This is a genomic window from Bacillus sp. Brlt_9 (assembly GCF_051948935.1).
GTDB lineage: Bacteria > Bacillota > Bacilli > Bacillales > Bacillaceae_G > Bacillus_A.
In genome coordinates, this window is sequence record NZ_JAYJLO010000008.1 from 132,652 (window position 1) to 153,685 (window position 21,034).

Sequence of the window (21,034 nt, forward strand, 5' to 3'; positions counted from 1 at the left end):
ATCCTCATTGCCTTTTAGTTTCTCTTTACTAATTTAATAATCTCATTCACAACAAGTGGAATGATACTTAATAAGAGAACAAATCCCCAATCTCGCATCGTTAATGCATGCACACCGAATATATTTGCAAGAGGTGGGATGGAGATAATGCACACTTGCATAAGAACACCGATAAGAAGGGAGAAGACTAAGTATTTATTTGTAAAGATCCCAATTGAAAAAATAGATTTCGTTCTTGAACGCAAGTTAAATGAATGAACGAGCTGAGAAAAACTAAGAACGACAAATGCCATTGTTTGAGCGTGTAATAGAGCATCTTCATCAATTTTCTCTGGGAAGAGAGGGAATAAATTTGTATCTCCAGTATAGAATTTTGCCCCGATGATAAAGGCTGTTAGCGTTAAAAGTCCAATGACAACCCCATTGAAAATAAGAAAAGGAACGCTACCACTAAATAAGCTTTCTTTCGCATGTCGTGGTTTTTCCTTCATCACATCTGGATCTTCAGGATCAACTCCAAGTGATAATGCAGGCAATGTATCTGTAATCAAATTGACCCACAAAATGTGAATAGGTCGTAGTGGTGTTGCCCAGCCGAGTAAAATGGCTAAAAATAAAGCGATAATTTCTCCGAAGTTACAAGAGAGTAGGAAGAGAATTGATTTTTTTATGTTACGATAAATATTTCTACCTTCCTCAACAGCTTTCACAATAGATGAGAAATTATCATCTGTTAACACGACATCTGCTGCCCTTTTTGCAACATCTGTTCCTGTAATGCCCATCGCTACGCCAACATCAGCTTGCTTTAAAGATGGAGCATCATTGACACCATCACCAGTCATAGAAACGATATTTCCTTTTGCACGTAATGCCTTTACAATCTTTACTTTATGCTCTGGAGAGACTCTGGCGAATACATTTAAGTGATTAATTTTATTTGCTAGTTCTGTATCTGGAATGTTATCTAATTCAGTTCCAATCATAATTTCAGATATTTCTTTGGCAATACCAAGTTCTTTGGCAATGGCAAAGGCGGTATCTTTATGGTCACCAGTAATCATAACTGTGCGAATACCGGCTTTTTTACATTCTGCAACGGAATCTTTTACTTCAGTTCGCGGTGGGTCAATCATACCGACAAGACCAATAAAGATGAGATTTTCTTCGAGATGATCTATATCCACATCGTTTGAATTGTATTGTTTAAATGCGAATGAAAGCACTCTTAAAGCCTCTTGAGACATTGACCCAGCAGCTTCTAATATTTGATTTTTATCAGCATCTGTTAGAACCTCGATTACACCGTTTTTAAATATGTGGGTACATCGAGGTAAGAGTTTATCAATAGCACCTTTTGTCATGCTATAGTAGCTTTCATCGTATGTATGCACCGTTGACATCATTTTACGATCTGAATCGAAAGGCAGCTCATTAACGCGTTCATGTATCTTTTCTAAATGATCTTTTTGCATGTTAAAAGTGCTTCCAGCAACGAGAAGAGCAATTTCAGTCGGGTCTCCGGTTTGTGATTCGTTACTGTAAGACGCGTCATTACATAGCACCATATTTTCTAACAATAGACGTTGCGCATCATTATTTACATTTAAACTTTCTAATTGATCGTATGTGTTATCACTATAAAAGTGAGTAACGGTCATTTTATTTTGTGTTAACGTACCTGTTTTATCTGAACAAATAATTGTGACAGAACCGAGAGCTTCAACAGCTGGTAGTTTCCGAATGATAACATTTTGTTTAATCATACGCTGCACACCAATTGCAAGAACGATGGAAACGATAGCTGGCAAACCTTCTGGAATAGCTGCAACGGCTAAACTAATTGCAGTCATAAACATTTCTAGTGTATCTCGTCCTTGTAAAAAGCCGATGAGAAACATCACGATACAAATAGCTACAGCAACAAAGCCTAAATACTTTCCGACTTGTGCTAAGCTTTTTTGAAGTGGTGTCATATCATCGTCTGCTTCATGTAACAGGGTAGCAATCTTACCAATTTGTGATTTCATGCCAGTTTCAACAGCAACACCGACGCCTCTTCCATATGTTACAAGAGTAGACATAAAGGCCATGTTTTTTTGATCGCCGAGTGGTACTTGTTCTTCACTTTGCATGGAAGGGTGGTAGATTGCATCTTTATCAACAGGAACAGATTCACCAGTTAGAGCAGATTCTTCAACTTTTAAATTTGCCGTTTCGATCAGGCGTAAATCGCATGGGATATAACGTCCTGCATCCAGCATGACAATATCACCGGGAACGACGTGCTCAGATGGAATTTCTTTTAGTTCACCATTTCGCTTGACGATAGCTTTAGGTGTCGCCATCTTTTTCAATGCTTCTAAAGCTTGTTCTGCTTTCGATTCTTGGACGACACCGATAACGGCATTTAAAATGACAACGAGCGCGATAATACTGGCGTCAGCCCATTCACCTACAAAGGCAGAAATAAGGGCAGCAATAATAAGGACATATACGAGGACGTCATTAATTTGGGCGAAAATACGCTGCCATAAATTGCGTTTTTGTTTTGTAGCCAATTCATTAGAACCGTATTGCTTTAAACGTTCATTTACAATTTCATCTGTTAAACCGTGTTGTTCGTTTGTTTCTAAATCGATTAATGTTTGATCTTTCGTCTTACTGTACCAATCGCTCATAAGTAAGCACCTCCAGTAAAAACAGTTAGCAATGGTAGTGTTGCTATTATTTGTGAGTAGTATGTATGGAGAAAAAAATCTAAGGTGAGGTTCTACTTCTATTGTACAATATTTTACAGTTGTTTGAGGGAAAGAAAAGAGTTGTCATGAATTTGTTGGAAGTAAAAAAGAGCCTCATAAGCGAGGCCCTTTTTACTTTTTAATTAATGTACCTAATTCTTCTGTAATAGCTTGCATTTCACTAATGCTGAATGTTTCACGTTTCATAACATGATCATAAATGTCACGTAAGTCTTCGTACATTTCTTCATTAAAGCTAGCAGCTCTCATCGCTCCAGCATTAACCATACGTAATTTTTCTTTAATAGCTTCGACCATATATTCAACGTTTTCTTCTGACTTTACGGATAAATCCACCGAAGTGTCCCCCTTTAAAATAACATAAGGCTATCTTAACATTTTTTATCATTTTCGTTAATGAATCTTTTCAATCCTATTAAATTAGTAGGGATTTCCTTTATATTCACTAATTGGTTGTTTATACTATAAGTATATATAAAGAAATGCACCAAGAAAGGAAGAAACAAAAATATGGTTCAAGTATTGTTTGTTTGTCTTGGGAACATTTGCCGTTCTCCGATGGCAGAAGCGATTTTTCGAGATCTTGTCGCAAAAGAGGGACTCGAAGAGAAAATTGTCATTGATTCTGCAGGAACTGGAGATTGGCATGTTGGCCATCCGCCACATAAAGGAACACAAAAAATTTTAAAAGAAAATGCAGTCACTTTTGAAGGAATTAAAGCAAGGCAAGTAGAAAAAGAAGACTTAACAAAGTTTGATTATATTATTGCCATGGACAACAAGAATATAGCAGATTTAAAAAGTTTAGGTAAAACTGGAGGCTATATTGGTAGGCTGTCCGATTTTGTTCCAGACGGTGGCTGGACAGACGTTCCCGACCCTTACTATACAGGGAATTTCCAAGAAGTATATGACCTTGTAACAGAAGGGTGTGCAAAGCTATTAGCTTTCATTCGAAATGAACAAGGAATATGAGGAAGCTTAGAAAGAAATACTTTCTAACATAAGAAATGAAAGGGTGAAGGAATATGGCAAAGAAAAATAATATTGCTCGAAACATTGCGATTGGTGTAGCTGCAGGTGTAGCTGTATCTATGTTGAAGAAAGAAAACCGTGAAAAAGTAAAAAATACTGCAGAAAAAGCAAAAACAAAGATGATTGAAATTGGTGAAAATGCAAAGATCAAAGAAAAAGTGCAAACTGTTACAGATAAAGGACGCGAACTTGCTGATTTAAATGTGGTGAAAGCGAAAGTAGCAGAAATTAAAAAATTAACGCCGTCTGTTGTAGAGACGTTAAAAGAAACGAAAGAAATTTTTAGTAAGAAAAAAGTTGAACCAGCAGAGAAGCCAGAAACGATTGAAATTCAAGCTGTATCTACAAAGGTAGATGAGCTGAAAGCAGAGGAAGAGCCAGTAGTTGCTGAAGATGGCGGTATGAAAGAAGCGCGTGAACTATTTATGAAAGATTCAAATGCAGAGGAAAAAAAAACTGAAGCGTACATTGAGTTAAAGCAAGATAAAGAAGAGAAGAAAAGCGTTTAAACATATATGAGAAAAATTTTAGAAAAGGTGAGAAGAAATCGTACTTATTCGTTTGGTAAAGATTTATATGACCGAACGATGCGCGATGATGTAGCGGGCTTGGCAGCACAGCTCGCTTATTTCTTCTTGCTTGCGATTTTTCCTGGGCTTGTTTTCTTAATTACGCTTCTTGGATTCATTGACCTTCAAACAGAAAGTGTGCTCAATTTATTAGAACCGTATGTACCCGAAGATGCAATGTCTTTAATTGAAGTAAACGTTGATAAAGTTGTAAACCAGCAAAATGGTGGTTTATTATCATTTGGTTTATTATCGATGTTATGGTTTGCTTCAAACGGGGTAAATGCGGTTATGAATGCTTTTAACCGTGCGTATGATGTAACGGAAACACGTTCCTTTATTAAAACGAGAGCTTTATCTATTGTGTTTACGTTAGCAATCATTTTTATGATTGTGTTTGCGCTAATTGTTCCAGTGTTTGGACAAGTCATTGGGGCAGCGGTATTTAAAGCAATTGGTTTATCGGATAGTTTCTCTTACGTGTGGAGTATTACGCGGTTAGTAGCGAGTTTCTTTGTCCTATTTGCATTGTTTAGTTTTTTATATACATTTGCACCAGATCGAAAGTTAAAAAGAAGAGAAGTCATTTCAGGAGCGACATTTGCTACTGTAGGATGGATTGTGGTATCGTACTCATTTGCTTATTATGTAGATAAGTTTGCGAATTACGCCAATACATATGGTGGTCTCGGTGGTATCATTATTTTAATGTTATGGTTCTACTTAACTGGATGGGTAATTTTACTTGGCGGTGAAATTAATGGTTTACTCCATCATTATAGAACGGGTGACAATAATTCCCGTAATGAAAAATGACCTCTTGTTCCATAATAATAGGGAACAGGGGGGATATTTCATGAGTAATAATAAAAAGAATCACAACAATAAAAATAACAATAAACAAAAGAGCAGTTCGCATCCAAAGCATAAAACGAGTAGTAGTGCGAACGGACATAATAGCTATCACTAAAATAAAACGGGTCCTCTATGAGGGACCCGTTTTTATTTGTTTCCTTTTAATAATCGTAAGCCATTCAAAATGACAAGAATCGTACTTCCTTCATGTCCAATAACACCGAATGGAAGAGCTAAAAATTGCAAGAAGTTTGAACAAATCAGCATTGCAATTACAGCTAGTGAAAAGATTACGTTTTGCTTTACAATACGGTTCATTCGTTTTGATAAACGGATTGCTTGGGAAAGTCGAGATAATTCGTTCTTCATAAGTACTACGTCTGCAGTTTCTAAAGCTACGTCTGTTCCTTCGCCCATTGCTACACCAATGCTAGCAGTAGCGAGCGCAGGGGCATCATTTATACCATCTCCGACCATTGCTACTGTCCCGTACTTTTCTTTTAACTTTTTAATCGTTTCAACTTTTGTTTCTGGCAAGCAGGATGCGTAATATTCTTTTATATTACTTTCAGAGGCAATCGCTTTTGCAGTTTCTTCATTATCTCCAGTAATCATAATGGCCTCGACACCGATGCTTTGTAATTCGCGAATAGCAGCTATTGTTTCTTGGCGAAGTGTATCTTTTAAAGCGATAAGTCCAAGAATGCCATCTTCATCACTAATATAAACGACAGTTTTACCTTCTTTTTCAAGTGAGGCAGAAATACCATTATGAAATGTCTTTGTTTCTTCACCGATAAAATCAGCTTTACCTATTTTATAAGCCTTGTTTTCGAATATTCCTTTTAGCCCAAAACCAGTTACATCTTCAACATTTTCTGGTTTTTGTAAGGTAATGTCCTTCGCGTGTTGTGCATATTTCACGATAGATGCAGCTAAAGGATGTGTAGAGTGACTTTCAATTGCCGCTGTAATAGAAAGTACTTCTTTTTCGGTCATATTTTCTCGAACATATACATCTGTTACGGTAGGTTTTCCCTGTGTTAATGTTCCTGTTTTATCAAAGGCAATCGCTTTTACTGAAGCGAGGCGCTCTAGATGTATGCCACCTTTAAAGAGAATTCCGTTTCTTGCGCCGTTAGAAATCGCAGATAACGTTGCTGGTGTAATGGCAGCAACGAGTGCACAAGGAGATGCGACTACAAGTAAGATCATAGCGCGATAAAATGTTTCATTCCAGCTCCAATCCAGTAAGAAATGAGGAACGAACATCATAAGCGCGACAACGAGTAGTACACCTTTTACATATGTTCCTTCAAACTTCTCAATGAATAGTTGTGATGGTGATTTTTCACTTTGTGCACTTTGGACGAGACGGATAATCTTTTGGAATAATGTTTGATCGCTTGGCTTCGTAATTGTAACTTCGATAGCACCGCGTAAATTTACAGTACCAGCAAATACTTCATCACCATGTTTTTTTTCATTTGGGATAGGTTCACCAGTAATCGCTGCCTCATCGATATTTGTTTCACCGCTATGAATCGTACCGTCAGCTGGAACGCGTTCACCTGGCTTAATTAAAATAATGTCGTTAATTTGTAATCGTCCAACAGGAACATGTTCTTCAGTTCCATTTGAAATACGTAATGCTTCTTCAGGTTGTAGATCAAGAAGCGCTGAAATTTCCTTTTGACTTTTACTTAATGTATAAGATTCCATCGCACCGCTTAGTGCGAAGATGAAGATTAAAATCGCGCCTTCTGCCCAGTAGCCAATGAGTGCAGCACCGATAGCAGCAAAGAGCATAAGCATTTCGACATTCAGCTCTTTCTCTTCAATTGTATCTTCAATACCTTCTTTCGCTTTTGCATATCCACCAACTATATAAGCAAGGATATAGCAAGTAATGCCTACATTCATTGCATCGTTCTTTGTGGATAACCAACCAGCTAAAATGAAAATACCAGATGCGATTGCAAATATAAGTTCATGATGTTTCTTTAATGTATCCCATAAAGAGGGATGAGACATAGTCTTTTGTACTTGTAATGTTTTTACTTCTGAGTTCATTACTACTCGCTCCTTCCAAATTCTTATTGAGAAAAATAATCAAAATCGAAACCCCTATAAAACGACGAAAGCTGCCATCCATAATGGATAGCAGCATTTCTGTTGAATCTAATTTTAATAGTTATTATGTTGTAATTATTCTATAGTATAGCATATGTTTTCGTTAGATGATACGTTTTTGTTTGCGTATAAACTGAAAACTTGTGTTTTCACAATTCCTTTGGTATATATGAATATTGTTCATAAAAAGATCGGAAAGGAAGACAACAAGTGAAGACAGAGAAATTTTTTACCCATCCGATTGGCGTACTAATTGCTGCAATAGTAGCGACTTTTTTATGGGGGAGTGCATTCCCATTTATTAAATTAAGTTATGCTGAACTTGGAATTCAGCCACAAGAAGTTGGAGAGCAAATATTATTTGCTGGTTATCGCTTCTTTTTATCTGGAGTCATGCTCTTATTATTCTTTAAAGTGTTAGGAAAAGATATGAGCTTCAAAAAAGGAACGGGGAAGCAGTTAGTACAAATTGGTTTATTTCAAACATTTCTTCAATATATATGTTTTTATATTGGAATGAGTTATAGTTCCGGTATTGAAGGAGCTATCATTTCAGGAACATCATCATTCTTTCAAATTTTACTCGCACACTTTTTATATAAAGATGATGCTCTCAACATGAGAAAAATGATTGGGGTCTCTATCGGTTTTTGTGGTGTCATTTTAGTAAATGTACCGAGTGATGGTAGTTTGTCATTCCACTTCGGAATCGGTAGTTTATTACTTCTTAGTGCAGCAATGTTGTATTCATATGGAAACATATTGGCGAAAGAAGGTAGTAAAACATTAGATGTTGGCTATATGACAGCATACCAAATGATTTTTGGTTCTATCGGGTTATTATGTATAGGGGCTTTGCAAGTTGGAGTTATGCCATTTACATTTAGTGTACATGCAATATTTATGCTTATCTACTTATCTTTCTTATCCGCAGCAGGATTTTGCATTTGGAATACAATTATGAAGTACAACAAGGTTGGAAAAGTATCAATGTACATGTTCTTTATACCCGTATTTGGTGTGTTATTATCGAGCATGATTTTAGGAGAAGCAATTCATTCATTCGTACTATTCGGTTTAGCATGTGTAGCTGCGGGAATTATCGTCGTGAATCGAACGCCAGCTAAGCAAAAAATAGAGCAAGAAAAACAAGTAGCATAGACAACGAGAAAACGATTACAATGGAAGAACAGTACTGTTCTTCTTTTTTTATGTAGAAAAAGGATAATAGACTAGTTGTCACGAAAAAGGATACAAAAAGCATTTATTGAGGAGAACATGTTATGAATTTACTTTACATGGTGTTAATCGGACAAATCATTCTTTTTTTAATTGGTGCAATGTACGCAATAGGGCAGACGAAAAAAACAAGAAATAACATGCCATTACCGTTAGCAGTGCGTCTTGTTCTTAGTTTTTCGTTAACAGCAAGTGCAATTTGGATATGGTTACAAGATCCATCAGTGGAGTATAGTACGTGGGTTGCACTAGGTATGACGTTATCAACTGTTGGAGATTTATTTATGGCAGGTTTGATTCCAATTGGTCACAGGTTAATTGGAGGGATGATTACTTTTGCGCTTGCACATTGTTTTTATGTAAAAGCATTTTTGCAAACAGGAATTTCATGGAATGGTTTTTGGATTGGTTTACTCGTATACGGACTATTTCTCATCATAGGATGGTTCTTCTTTATCCGAAATGAGAAACAAGATAAATTGTTTACGATAGGAGCTTTAATTTACGGACTGTGGGTTGGAGGAATGGCTTGCTTTGCGTTCGCCTTATACTATGAGAATACAGGAATATGGTGGATACCAGCTTTTGGTGGCTTACTATTTGTCATTTCTGATTTTATTATAGGCGTGACAGATATTGGAGGGCGCAAATTAAAGTATGAACCACTTTGGATTTGGTTTACATATGTAGCGGCTCAAATGTGTATTGTATATGTGGGAATATAAAAAGATACTCTTCGAATAGTGGATAGACTATTTGAAGAGTATCTTTTTTACTATTTTCCTCCAGCCGAATTTTGAGAAGGTAGGTTTACTGCCCATAAATAGTAAAGTAAATATAGATTATAGTATTTAAAATAAGAAATTTATCCCGCTTTAATGGGCAGTAAGACCCCCACCTCAAAATTCAGCGAAGGCAAAGGATTTAGGTGGGTGATTAACTGCCCATAAAAGCCCGATTGGTTCAACTAATAATCAGTGGGGGATGAAGAAAGCCCCCACTGATTAAAGTTTCACTTTATGAGGAGAGTTATTTTTAAGTTTGTAATATTCTAATTTTATAATTCGGAATTTTGTGGAAATTATGCAGTTGAAGTCTTTATAATAAAAGTAAAAAGATGATGAGATGGTGGAATGATGCAAAAGAAAAAACGTTTGCGTGAATTCTTTGGAACAATTGCAATTGCATGTTTATTGGTATTTTTAGCGAAAATTTTCGTGTTTTTTCCTACGACTGTAAAAGGAGCATCCATGAAGCCAACGTTGCAAGATGGGGATAAGGTGATTGTGAATAAGTTGGCAAAGCAATTTGAAAGTTATGGGAGAGAAGATATTATTGTTGTGAAGACGGATAATTTTTATGTGAAAAGGGTTATTGGTTTGCCTGGCGACGTTATTGAGGTGAGAAATGATCAATTATATGTGAATCATGAAGTGATAGAGGAAGCATATTTGTATAGTAATAGAAAACAAGCTGAGAAAAAACTTATGAATTTAACAGAGGACTTTGGGCCGATTACAGTTCCTAAAAATAAGATTTTTGTTATGGGAGATAATCGCTTAATAAGCAGAGATAGTAGAAATGGTTTAGGACTTATTGATAAAGCAGATGTATTAGGTGAATTAGCGGCAATTTATTATCCATTTGAACATATGAAAATAATAAATTAATGTAAAAAACCAAGCAAATTTTAGTTTGCTTGGTTTTTCATGTTAAATCGTAGGAGACTCATTAAATTCATAGGCATCTTCATTATTTTTGTTCGTACTTAAAACAAATTTGTGCTGCAATAGTTGCAGTTTAAAGAATGCTAACGGATCGTGATAAGTTTCTGGGTTGCTTCTTAACGTTGCTAACGTTTGCTCGTCTTCCTGTATTTCAAGTTGAGCGGATTCTACATTTTGTTTCAATATGCTAAGTGGATCTTTAAAGAACATCATAATATCTCGTTCTAATGCGCCTTCAAATACTTCAAATTGAAGGAAGAATTGTTTTGAGATTGTTTGAGCAATTTCCGTGTAATCTTCCGTTTCAATGTACTGTTTATATTTGTTTGCGAGCATAGATTGATTTTTTTGCATGTTACCAAATAGTTTTCCCGCACTCTTTAAGAAGAATTGTGTCGGTGTAAAGCGTAATAAAATATTGATGTTCGATACTGTAATTCTATTTGTCATGCGTACAACATCTCGATGCCAATCATCTAGTAATTTGAAATCGCAAGGAAGCTTCATACGTTCTTCTTTATATAATTTATTAAACGTTTCACTCATTTCATCTAAATAAGATTGAGCTTGAATAAATTCATTATGGGCTGTTTCAATCCACTCTTGAATAAACCCAGTAAATTTAGGAAGAAGCACTTGCTGTACATGCTTTTGAATTCGTTCGTTCATCGCAGCATTTAATTCTTCATGAACTAATTTGAAGTCACTATCTTCTTGAACAAGGTCAGAACAGCTCTGCAATAATTCAGGAATTTGAGAATGGATGTCTCGTGTGATTTCTTCTTTCGTTAAAAGATAAGATTCTGTAATAGAACGAATTTTATCTTTTTCAAGAGCAGTAAGATTGTTAATAAATCCGTTTAGTTTTACTGAGATATGTTTATTCCAGCGTACTGATTTCACTAATGTATTTTCTAATTCCACACGTTCATTTACAAGGTATGCGATTGTCTTTTGGGTAAACCATATTAGTTTTTCTATACGTTCTTGTTCTATGTCGCGTCCTGCTAGATTAGAAAGAATAGATTCTGTAACATCTCCAAGTTGCTGACTACTCTCTTGTGAAGGAGAGTATGGGAAGAACTGCGCATTTGGGAAATGGACTTTAATCTTGTTCATTAGTTTTTCATTATTGTCCGCGCTATTTGTATGTAATACGAAATGGATTTGTAAGTTTGGTACTTGTTCACGTAAATAAAGTAATGTATCAAGCTCTTCACCGTGTAATGGTGAAGCTGAATTTAATACGTAAATAAGGCTATCTGCTGCTTGTAAGTATTCAAAGTATGAGCTGTTTTTATCCACTTGTCCTTGAACAGATGGTGTAACAAGAAATGCAAACTTATTTTTTCTTAAAAATCTACTTGGTAATTTAATTTCTATACATTTTTTCTCAAGTTCTGATTCGGGAGGCGTAGCCATTATTTGATGGAATTCATCAAAGTTTGGTATATTGTGCACATCTAACGCAGTGAATTCTGTTATTTCAGTTTGGCTATCATCTTTAAATAGAATAGGAGTTGTCACAGTCTCAGTTAAGATGTTCTCTCCTAATATAGAATTGACGAATGAAGATTTATCAAGATCACTAGTTCCCGCTATTAGTAATTGTTTAACATTTAAATCACATAGTTCATGAACGAGTAACGTAAATTGATGACTTAAATCTACATCATTTTTTTCAGCCCATACAGCAATTGTTTCGAATAAATGAGAAACGGTTTCCATATTTACATTTGTTTCAGCTGTTGAATTAGAGAGTAGGGCTCCTGCACTTTTTACGAGTAATGACTCTAACGTTGTAGGTGAAACTTCATTCCACGCTAACACTGCAGCAGAGACAAATAGGGCATCTTTTGCTTTCGTTAAACTAAACCAATTTGTTAATAGATCAGGTACAAGGCCTTGCATTTCATGCATGAAATGTTCACCAGTAATTAATTCAAAGTACGTATCTTGATAGCGTTCAATAATTTCATGCCAATCGTCATTGTTGTCTGTTTCAATATGTAAGAATAAATGATTTATTGTTTGAATCCAAGGTAGATGCAAGTTTTCATTTTGATAGCTGTTCCAAAGAGCGATAACAAGTTCTTTAAATTGGATTTGATCAATTGCATATAGAGCTTTTAAAGATTCATAGAAATATTCTGGTTTGATTTGTTTCGTAAATCCTTGATTTACATAAGTAATTAAAGTGTCGAACCAGTGCAATGAATTTGTTCGAATTCCTTCTTGTACGGCAAGTTCGATGGCGTTATTCCAATCTGCTTGTTTTTCATAGAATGAGCGAGCAATTGCAGTAATATTTGGATAGTCAGGTTGGAATGCAACAGCCTCACTAATAGTCTTAAATGCTAGACCTAAACGATCTTGTTCGATGTAAAGAGAAAGAAGTTGTAAGGAAACTTCCATTGTAAGAGTTGTATCTTCCGTTTGGATAGATTGATACATTTCTTCTGCTTTTGGCAAGAATCCTAGTTCAAAATAAGAATCTGCAATATTTTTGGTTGCCCAAAGTGCAAGTTCATTATTTACTTTCTCCCATTTAAATATTGCTGCTTCAAAGTCTTTATTTTGGTAATAAAATTCACCTTGAGCAAAGCGGATATTAGAAATATTGGAGAATTCATTAGTAGATTCATTTATATATGCTTCACCGAGTACTTCTGATATTGGAGTAGAAGTTTCTTCTTTTAAAAATGTTTTATAGTAAACTTTTTGGATAAATTGATTTTCAATGGTCATGTTCGTTCCCCCTGTATAATTTAGAAAAATGATGTTGTATGTAAAGGGTGCATGTTCTTTTAATAGGTAGAAGTTGCATTATATCGACCAAACTATATTTTTGCTAGGTATATCATTTTTCCTGAGAGTTAAACCGTTGCGAAAAGTAACTTTCCTTTATTGTAACAAAAAAACAAGCATATGAATTTTTATTTTTTAATCCCGCTATTTGTGGGGAGTAGGACTAGCGCTTCAAAAATTGGTGAATACAAGGGAAGTAGTCGGAAGTCGGGCGCCTAATTGGTTTGTAATGAGGATGAGTAAATCACCACTGACTAATGGTTCACTTTCTTCCTGATAAAGGAATGGATAGAAGTAGAGTTCATTATAAAAACAATGTATAGTGAATATGTATACCATGTTTGTCTAAAAGATAGAAAGGGCACAATGTGGAATAACGATCGTGCATAGGATGTGTCTTCCGAATGGAACAACATATTGGCGAGTTAATCGCACATTATGGGTATTTTGGAATTATTATAGCTTTAGCTGGTGGGATTGTTGGATTACCGATACCAGACGAGTTTTTATTGACCTTTGTTGGTTATAACGTTTCCAAAGGTGTTATGTCAGGAACTGCTGCGTTTTTAAGTGGGATGGCTGGTGCGATGTTAGGTATTACATTAAGCTACATATTAGGTTTAAAACTTGGACTTCCTGTTTTAAAAAAATATGGGCCGAAGATTAGAATTAAAGAACGTCACATTGAAAAAACACATATTTTATTTGAAAAATATGGTCCCTTTCTTTTAATGATTGGTTACTTTATCCCAGGAGTACGTCATTTAACAGCATATTTTGCTGGGATGTCGAATTTAACGCTCTGGCGTTTTTGTTTGTACGCTTACGGTGGTGCACTTATTTGGATAAGTGTTTTTATTGGGCTTGGCTGGAAGTTAGGAGAGAAGTGGCGTTTCGTTGAGTATAGTTTACATCATTATGGAATATGGATTTTATTTATTTCAGTAGTTGTTATATGCGTTGTATGGTTTTACATAAAGAAAAAGAAAAACCGCTAATAGCGGTTTTTTTAGCTGAAAGTGATAAATAGTACACCAGCTGTAATAAAGACTACGCCAATGCCAGTCATAAAGTTTAATTTTTCACCGAGTATAATCATCGCGAGAATGATAGAAAATACGACACTTAATTTATCGACAGGAGCCACTTGTGAAACTTTCCCTGTTTTGAGGGCAAGAAAATAAAATAGCCATGACGAAGCACCTGCAACCCCACTTAATGTGATAAAGAGCAGTGCTTTTTTATTTAGCAGTACGTCGCCAATATTTTGAAATTTACCTTGGATAATAATAACGCCTACCATAAATAATGCCATAATAATAGAACGAACCGTTGTCGCGACATTGGCATCGATTCCATCTAAACCAATCTTTCCGAAAATAGATACAAGGGCAGCAGCAATTGCTGATAATAGTGCGAATAATAGCCACGAACTCATAGTAAAATTCCTCCAATCTTACATTATTATACATGAAAACCATTCTCACGTATAAAGTGAAACTTTGATTAGTGGGATTTTACCGCATTGCAAATAGCGGAATAAATAACGAAATAATCCCCACCTTATATTGCTAATAAGGTGGGGATTATTATACTACTCTGCAATTTCCTCATACAAAAAGTACGTTACATTATAAATATGTTCTACTTCATCGTCTGTCATAAATAATAATTCGTCACGCTCAATCCCTTTTTTCTTTTCAATAAACTCAATCATGTTTTTGCGTTCTTCTCTTTTCATCAATTTTATTTCTCCTCTCAATCTGTTTTAATACAGTTTATTTAAGTTACTGCTATTATATAACAGAATCTTTAGAAAGTTCCACCTATTTTATTGTTTTTTTCAGAAGAACTTTTCGACAAAACAAGCCCACCTAAAGGGGGCTTGTTTTGTTTTATCCCGCGTTAACGGACAGTAAAACTCCCACCTCAAAATTCAGTTGGAGCAAAGGAGTTAGGTGGGAGATCAACTGTCCGTAAACGTCCGATTGGTTCAACTAATAATCAGTGGGGGGATGAACAAAACCCCCACTGATTAAAGTTTCACTTTATAGTCGTAAAAACTCGGGCTCCGTCGTACCAGCACCATCGATGTAATAAATTGTGTCAGGATTGATTTTTATTAATACGTAATTAGGGTCTTCAGGACCAAGTAACCAGCGTTTTAAGCTATTATTCCAAAACTTATTTTTTAATGTGGAGTCTTCCTCGATTGAAGCTAAGCCTTCCAGTTCAATATAATCTTCATCTAATTTTTTTCCTTCACGTCCAAGTAATACATGGACATTTGGATTGTTTTCAATATCTGTTATCTTTTTTGATTTCCGATCTGTTGCAACATATAACACAAAATCTTCGTGGAAAAACATCATAAAGGCACTATGAGGTTTATTTTCACGTACAGTAGATAATACACCAGTTCGTTGACCACAAATAATAGTTTCAATTTTTTCTTTTAAATGCATGTTTTTAACCCCTGTTCATAATTTATTGTTTTCTCTGTTTAAACGAGAGAATTTGAATATCTTTCATACTGTTTTCTTCAATTCGATTTTTTAAACGTAATTGTGATGAAATCGGACAAGTTAGGAGAAGAATAATAATAATATCGAGGAGAAATACATACGATGGAAGGATGAAAAGCATGTTTAATAAAATATTTCTTATAGTAGCGCTAATCGGGGTACCACTTTCTGTACTTGGAAAAACGCTTCATTGGCCTCAAACAATTATGTTTGCTGTGTATTGCATTACGATTATCGCATTAGCAGGCTTTATGGGGAGAGCCACAGAGAGTTTGGCAATTGTCTCTGGACCTAGAATAGGTGGATTATTAAATGCTACTTTCGGTAATGCTGTTGAACTAATCATTTCGATTTTTGCACTTCAGGCAGGGTTAATTGAAGTCGTGTTAGCTTCTTTAACGGGTTCTGTACTTGGAAATTTATTGTTAGTAGGAGGGCTTTCCTTCTTTGTAGGGGGACTTAAATATAAAAGACAAAGTTTTAATGTGTATGATGCAAGGCATAATTCAGCTTTATTAATCTTTGCTGTAGTAGTAGCTTTCGTTATTCCAGAGATTTTTTCAATGAAGATGGACGCTGGGAAGACGTATCAATTAAGTATTGGTGTTTCAATTATTATGATTATTATGTACCTTGCTGCATTGCTATTTAAGTTAGTTACGCACCGTGGTGTATATCAGCATAAAAGTGATGAAGTCGCTCATGAGGAAGAACCAGAGTGGTCGAAAGGGAAAGCATTACTCATTTTAGCAATAGCGACAATTGCGGTCGCTTATGTGTCAGAGGCGCTCGTGCATACATTTGAGACAGTTGCAAAATCATTTGGTTGGTCAGAGTTATTTATAGGGGTTATTATCGTTGCGATTGTTGGGAATGCAGCAGAGCATGCATCTGCAATTATTATGGCGTATAAAAATAAAGTAAATATTGCAGTTGAGATTGCGATAGGTTCTACGTTACAAATTGCCATGTTTGTTGCTCCAGTATTAGTACTGCTTTCTATGTTCTTCACGCAAAGAATGCCTTTAGTATTTACAATACCAGAACTTGTTTCTATGATTACAGCTGTTTTCTTAACGATTGCGATTTCAAATGACGGAGATACAAACTGGTTTGAAGGCGGTACGTTATTAGCAGCGTATGTCATTATGGGAATTGGTTTTTATTTATTATGAAAAACAGGCATAACAATTGTGCTCAGAGAAAACAATAAACGAAGTAGTATATATACCTTTACGTAGGAAGGAGCTAGACAGGTGAAACGAGTATACAGCATATGTCTTTCAACTATGGTCTCGTTTATTCTATTATTTCCTAACATGAGTTTTGCAAAGACAACGGTAGAAATAAAAATGCCTTCATCTGTTTTAAATATTTCTAAAGACAATACGTTTCCAAATGATGCGCAAGATTTGCCGCGTTTACAGCCAAGTAAATTTGCTCAAGAATTATTGAAAACAGCAAACATTAAAATTGAAAATCCAGACTTAATTCGGATGTTTAACGAAACAACAATTTCAAATGCACCACTTGCTGTAGGGTACAGGGCAAAAATTTATTTAGGCCAATGGGCATTAAATTATGAATCGATAGATACATCAATTAATTGGGAATATAAGCAAGTGAATCGCAATGTGTATGATAATCGTGGAGGAGATCGCTTATATCCGCTACGCTATAAACAAGAAACGCAAAAAACGGTTGAAGGCGATTTAACAGCCGACATGAAAAATGCTACAGATGTGAAAAAAATGATGCTTCTAAAAGCACTTGAAAAGGTACAATTGCCTCTTTCATTTAAAACGACTGTTGGTTATGGTACGGGACATGAGCGTGTGTATAATATTAGTCCGAGTCAACTTGGATATTTATATGCTTATACACCAGCTGTAAATGAAAAAGGAAAAGTAACATTCGGAGAAGTGTACCTTGTGTTAAAGGGAAACCAAAAAAGGCTTGTTGTGAAAAATATTACCTCGCAAGGAATTGGAGCTGCAATTCCAATTCATGATCATTTATATTTTAAATTCATTTCATCTTCTCACTCGCAATAACGTGAAAAACGTCAGCTTATAAGCTGACGTTTTTTTATAATGTAATGTTTGCTGTTTTTGATAAGAAATCTTCTGTTGGGTAGTAGCTGTTTTTTACAAGAACATTCGGTCCAAGACATTTTACTGCAGGACAGTGACAGCTTAATGATTTTGCTGTTTTTGAAGCGCTCCATTTGTCATATGCTTCTTGTAATGTATTTGTTTGTACGTTACCTAGAAGGGGAACGTCACCAAAATCAGTTACAATAATATTTCCATCGAAAATATTGACGTTTAAACGAGAACGGCCATCTGGATCGTTACGAACTGTTACATTTTTGCTTTCTTGTAATTTTTTAAATGTGGCAATGTCTCGCTCGTCATCGCTACAAGCATAGAAAGGTAAAGTTCCAAATAACATCCATATATTTTCATCGCGAATTTCTAGTAAATGCTCAATTGCATCACGAATTTCAGCTTTTGTTAAGATCTCTAGATTACTCGCGAAATCACTTGGATACATTGGGTGAACCTCATGACGTTTACATCCCATTTCCTCAACGATTTGACGATGAATATGTTCCATGTGTGGTAGAGTTCGTTTATTCAGCATCGTTTCGGCTGATACGAGTACACCAGCGTCTGATAGAGCTTTACTATTTGTAATCATGCGTTCAAATAATTTTGCACGTTGTTCATACGTAGGTTTACGCTCCATCATTGCAAATCCGCCTTCAACGAAGTCGTCAATTGTTCCCCAGTTATGAGATATATGCAATACGTCTAAATAGGGAATAATTTGTTCGTAACGTGCTAAATCTATAGTTAAGTTTGAGTTGATTTGAGTGCGAACGCCTCGTTCATGGGCGTATTTTAAGAGTGGTGTTACATAGTTGTCGACGGATTTTTTTGAAAGCATAGGTTCTCCGCCAGTAATACTTAAAGAACGTAAATGAGGAATCTCATCTAATCGTTTTAATAAAAGATCCATCGGAAGCGGATTTGGGTCTTTCGGCTGTAAAGTGTAACCAACAGCGCAATGCTCACAGCGCATATTGCATAACGTCGTTGTTGTAAACTCAACATTTGTTAATAGTAGTTTGCCGTACTCTTCAAGGTCCATATACGCTTCCCATGGATCGTAAGAAGGAGTAATCGGCTTCATTTTTTGTGATATCGTCATATGAAATACTCCTTTGACTATTGAAATAACAATTTGTCCATTCTCTATAATAGAAGAATATGTGCTTTTTATAAAGTGAAACTTTTTTGTGAAAAAAGAGAGAAGGCTTACATTTGAATGAATGACTGTGACAAAATTGATGAATTTACATACCCATAGCAATCATTTTTGCGGTATAATAAAAGCAACTCGAATTAAAAGGAGAGTGCCTTCATGGGAAAAGCAATTCAAGATAAAGACACACAATTAGTATATTTAAAAGAACGTTTAAATATGTTCATTGAAGTAATTGATACAATTGAACCTGAAGAAGTAGAATTAGAAGATGTAGATCGTCTTCTTGCAATGTTAGATGAATTAGAATTAAAATGTGAGCAATTTAAAAAAGACGAATAATATATTAAAAAGGCTGCCAATTCTAATTTGGTAGCCTTTTTCTGTGTGGATAATAGAAGGACGATAGAAAAAGAGGTATAATCAAGTTGTGAAAAATTCCATTTATGCTTTAATAGCGTGAAACAAATAAAAAGCTGAAGAGCATAACAATGGGATTTTCATCTCATAACGTTTTGGTAGCGTTCACAATTGAGGGGGAAGTAACAATGGAAAAGCTTCAAGAAAGCATGTATCAACTAATTGTTGAAACGTCAACGAACTTACCGAAAGATGTTCGTCGTGCGATTCAACAAGCGAAAGAACGAGAAAATGCAGGGACTCGTTCTGCGATGGCACTTGGCACAATTACGAATAATATTAAAATGGCTGATGATAACATCTCGCCAATTTGCCAAGATACAGGGATGCCAACGTTTAAAATTTATACACCAGTTGGTGTGAATCAATTAAAGTTGAAGGAAGCTATCTATAATGCGCTTGAGCGGGCGACAAAAGATGGTAAACTTCGTCCCAATTCTGTTGATTCTCTTTTTGGAGACAATAGTGGAAATAATTTAGGACCAGGTACACCAGTTATTAAGTTTGAACAATGGGAAAAAGATTATATTGATGCACGTTTAATCCTAAAGGGTGGTGGCTGTGAGAATAAAAATATTCAGTATAGCTTACCATGTGAACTAGAAGGACTTGGACGAGCTGGTCGTGATTTAGAAGGGATTCGTAAATGCCTTCTTCATGCAGTATATCAAGCGCAAGGTCAAGGATGTAGTGCAGGTGTAATTGGTGTTGGTATCGGGGGAGACCGCACATCAGGTTACGAATTAGCAAAAAATCAATTATTCCGTACATTAGATGATGTCAATCCAGTACCAGAGTTACAAAAACTTGAAGAGTACGTATTAGAAAATGCGAATAAGCTTGGCATTGGTACGATGGGATTTGGTGGAGAAACAACTTTACTTGGGTGTAAAATTGGCGTGTATAACCGTCTGCCAGCTAGCTTCTACGTATCTGTGGCGTATAATTGCTGGGCATATCGTCGCCTTGGCATAACAATCCACCCTGAAACAGGTGAAATTATGGATTGGTTATATCAAGAAGGTGAAGATACACTGGAGCAAGAAGCACAAGAAAAAACAGAGCAACGTGAGATTGTATTACAAGCTCCAATTACAGAAGAGCAAATTCGTGAACTTCGCGTTGGTGATGTTGTAACAATTAATGGCATGATGTATACAGGTCGTGACGCAATCCATAAGCATTTAATGGATAACGATTGTCCAGTAGATTTGAATGGACAAGTTATTTATCACTGTGGTCCAGTTGTCGTGAAAGATGAAAATGAAAACTGGCAAATTAAAGCGGCAGGTCCAACGACAAGTATTCGTGAAGAACCGTACCAAGGCGATATTATGAAGAAATTCGGTATTCGTGCTGTCATTGGAAAAGGTGGTATGGGTGCGAAAACATTAGCGGCTTTAGAAGAGCACGGCGGTGTATATTTAAATGCAATTGGCGGTGCAGCACAATATTATGCTGAATGTATTAAAGAAGTGAAAGATGTTGATTTCTTACAATTTGGTATTCCAGAGGCAATGTGGCATTTACGTATCCAAGGATTTAAAGCAGTTGTAACAATGGATTCTCACGGTAATAGCTTACATGCAGATGTTGATAAAACATCACTTGAAAAATTAGCTAGCTTTAAAGAGCCAGTATTTAAGTAAAAAAAATGCATCTCGAATGATTCGAGATGCATTTTTTTGGTA

The 21,034-nt window shown here is 35.7% G+C and carries 19 protein-coding genes; 11 read left to right on the forward strand and 8 right to left on the reverse strand.

Going from position 1 to position 21,034, the window contains the following annotated elements; translation table 11 throughout:
• Positions 1-14 precede the first annotated feature (14 nt).
• Together VF726_RS25010 and VF726_RS25015 are read right to left on the reverse strand one after the other, a co-directional pair.
• Complete coding sequence (locus VF726_RS25010; RefSeq protein WP_440172873.1) at positions 15-2,681, reverse strand: cation-translocating P-type ATPase; 2,667 nt, start codon at positions 2,679-2,681, stop codon at positions 15-17.
• A 192-nt stretch (positions 2,682-2,873) separates the two neighbouring features.
• Positions 2,874-3,098, reverse strand: coding sequence for a DUF1128 domain-containing protein (locus tag VF726_RS25015; protein ID WP_000366196.1), 225 nt, complete (start codon positions 3,096-3,098; stop codon positions 2,874-2,876).
• 174 nt (positions 3,099-3,272) lie between these two features.
• On the opposite strand from VF726_RS25015, the gene VF726_RS25020 reads away from it, so the two are divergent.
• From VF726_RS25020 to VF726_RS25030, 3 genes are read left to right on the forward strand one after another with little or no spacing between them, the layout of a single operon-like run.
• Positions 3,273-3,737 carry a low molecular weight protein-tyrosine-phosphatase gene (locus tag VF726_RS25020; protein ID WP_440172874.1) on the forward strand — a complete coding sequence of 155 codons (465 nt, stop codon included), beginning with the start codon at positions 3,273-3,275 and terminating at the stop codon, positions 3,735-3,737.
• 53 nt (positions 3,738-3,790) lie between these two features.
• Positions 3,791-4,306 carry a DUF4075 domain-containing protein gene (locus tag VF726_RS25025; RefSeq protein WP_071757074.1) on the forward strand — a complete coding sequence of 172 codons (516 nt, stop codon included), beginning with the start codon at positions 3,791-3,793 and terminating at the stop codon, positions 4,304-4,306.
• A 6-nt stretch (positions 4,307-4,312) separates the two neighbouring features.
• Positions 4,313-5,182, forward strand: a complete 870-nt coding sequence (locus tag VF726_RS25030) for a YihY/virulence factor BrkB family protein (protein WP_001226533.1) — start codon at positions 4,313-4,315, stop codon at positions 5,180-5,182.
• Positions 5,183-5,368: 186 nt separating this feature from the next.
• Here VF726_RS25030 and VF726_RS25035 read toward each other — a convergent pair whose 3' ends face one another.
• A complete protein-coding gene (locus tag VF726_RS25035) occupies positions 5,369-7,294 on the reverse strand; it encodes a heavy metal translocating P-type ATPase (RefSeq protein ID WP_440172875.1) in 1,926 nt (641 codons plus the stop codon).
• Positions 7,295-7,564: 270 nt separating this feature from the next.
• Here VF726_RS25035 and VF726_RS25040 point away from each other — a divergent pair, with 270 nt between their 5' ends.
• From VF726_RS25040 to lepB, 3 genes are all read left to right on the forward strand, one after another.
• Positions 7,565-8,515, forward strand: a complete 951-nt coding sequence (locus VF726_RS25040) for a DMT family transporter (protein WP_440172876.1) — start codon at positions 7,565-7,567, stop codon at positions 8,513-8,515.
• Positions 8,516-8,637: 122 nt separating this feature from the next.
• Complete coding sequence (locus tag VF726_RS25045; RefSeq protein WP_440172877.1) at positions 8,638-9,318, forward strand: lysoplasmalogenase; 681 nt, start codon at positions 8,638-8,640, stop codon at positions 9,316-9,318.
• Between the two features lie 408 nt (positions 9,319-9,726).
• Positions 9,727-10,263, forward strand: coding sequence for a signal peptidase I (lepB, locus tag VF726_RS25050; protein WP_440172878.1), 537 nt, complete (start codon positions 9,727-9,729; stop codon positions 10,261-10,263).
• Between the two features lie 42 nt (positions 10,264-10,305).
• Here the strand turns inward: lepB and VF726_RS25055 are convergent, their stop codons facing one another.
• Entirely contained in the window at positions 10,306-13,068 is a 2,763-nt protein-coding gene (locus VF726_RS25055; RefSeq protein WP_440172879.1) for a tetratricopeptide repeat protein, read from the reverse strand.
• Positions 13,069-13,532: 464 nt separating this feature from the next.
• Between VF726_RS25055 and VF726_RS25060 the strand changes: the two genes are divergently transcribed.
• A complete protein-coding gene (locus VF726_RS25060; RefSeq protein ID WP_440172880.1) occupies positions 13,533-14,126 on the forward strand; it encodes a DedA family protein in 594 nt (197 codons plus the stop codon).
• Between the two features lie 11 nt (positions 14,127-14,137).
• Here the strand turns inward: VF726_RS25060 and VF726_RS25065 are convergent, their stop codons facing one another.
• The 3 genes from VF726_RS25065 to VF726_RS25075 form a co-directional block, all read right to left on the reverse strand.
• A complete protein-coding gene (locus VF726_RS25065; protein ID WP_440172881.1) occupies positions 14,138-14,566 on the reverse strand; it encodes an EamA family transporter in 429 nt (142 codons plus the stop codon).
• 156 nt (positions 14,567-14,722) lie between these two features.
• Complete coding sequence (locus VF726_RS25070) at positions 14,723-14,869, reverse strand: BH0509 family protein (RefSeq protein ID WP_000817786.1); 147 nt, start codon at positions 14,867-14,869, stop codon at positions 14,723-14,725.
• Between the two features lie 307 nt (positions 14,870-15,176).
• Positions 15,177-15,593 (reverse strand): pyridoxamine 5'-phosphate oxidase family protein, encoded by a 417-nt coding sequence (locus VF726_RS25075; protein ID WP_048527894.1) that lies wholly within the window; start codon positions 15,591-15,593, stop codon positions 15,177-15,179.
• A gap of 179 nt (positions 15,594-15,772) precedes the next feature.
• Between VF726_RS25075 and cax the strand changes: the two genes are divergently transcribed.
• The gene (gene cax / locus VF726_RS25080) at positions 15,773-16,828 is read left to right on the forward strand and encodes a calcium/proton exchanger (RefSeq protein WP_000482144.1); all 1,056 of its coding nucleotides are present in this window, start codon (positions 15,773-15,775) and stop codon (positions 16,826-16,828) included.
• Between the two features lie 81 nt (positions 16,829-16,909).
• A complete protein-coding gene (locus VF726_RS25085; protein WP_440172882.1) occupies positions 16,910-17,707 on the forward strand; it encodes a YfkD family protein in 798 nt (265 codons plus the stop codon).
• 34 nt (positions 17,708-17,741) lie between these two features.
• Here VF726_RS25085 and yfkAB read toward each other — a convergent pair whose 3' ends face one another.
• On the reverse strand, positions 17,742-18,869 hold the full coding sequence (gene yfkAB / locus VF726_RS25090; protein ID WP_440172883.1) for a radical SAM/CxCxxxxC motif protein YfkAB: 1,128 nt from the start codon (positions 18,867-18,869) through the stop codon (positions 17,742-17,744).
• A 213-nt stretch (positions 18,870-19,082) separates the two neighbouring features.
• Between yfkAB and VF726_RS25095 the strand changes: the two genes are divergently transcribed.
• Positions 19,083-19,265, forward strand: coding sequence for an SE1561 family protein (locus VF726_RS25095; RefSeq protein WP_000513558.1), 183 nt, complete (start codon positions 19,083-19,085; stop codon positions 19,263-19,265).
• Positions 19,266-19,471: 206 nt separating this feature from the next.
• Entirely contained in the window at positions 19,472-20,992 is a 1,521-nt protein-coding gene (gene fumA, locus VF726_RS25100) for a class I fumarate hydratase (RefSeq protein WP_440172884.1), read from the forward strand.
• Positions 20,993-21,034 lie beyond the last annotated feature (42 nt).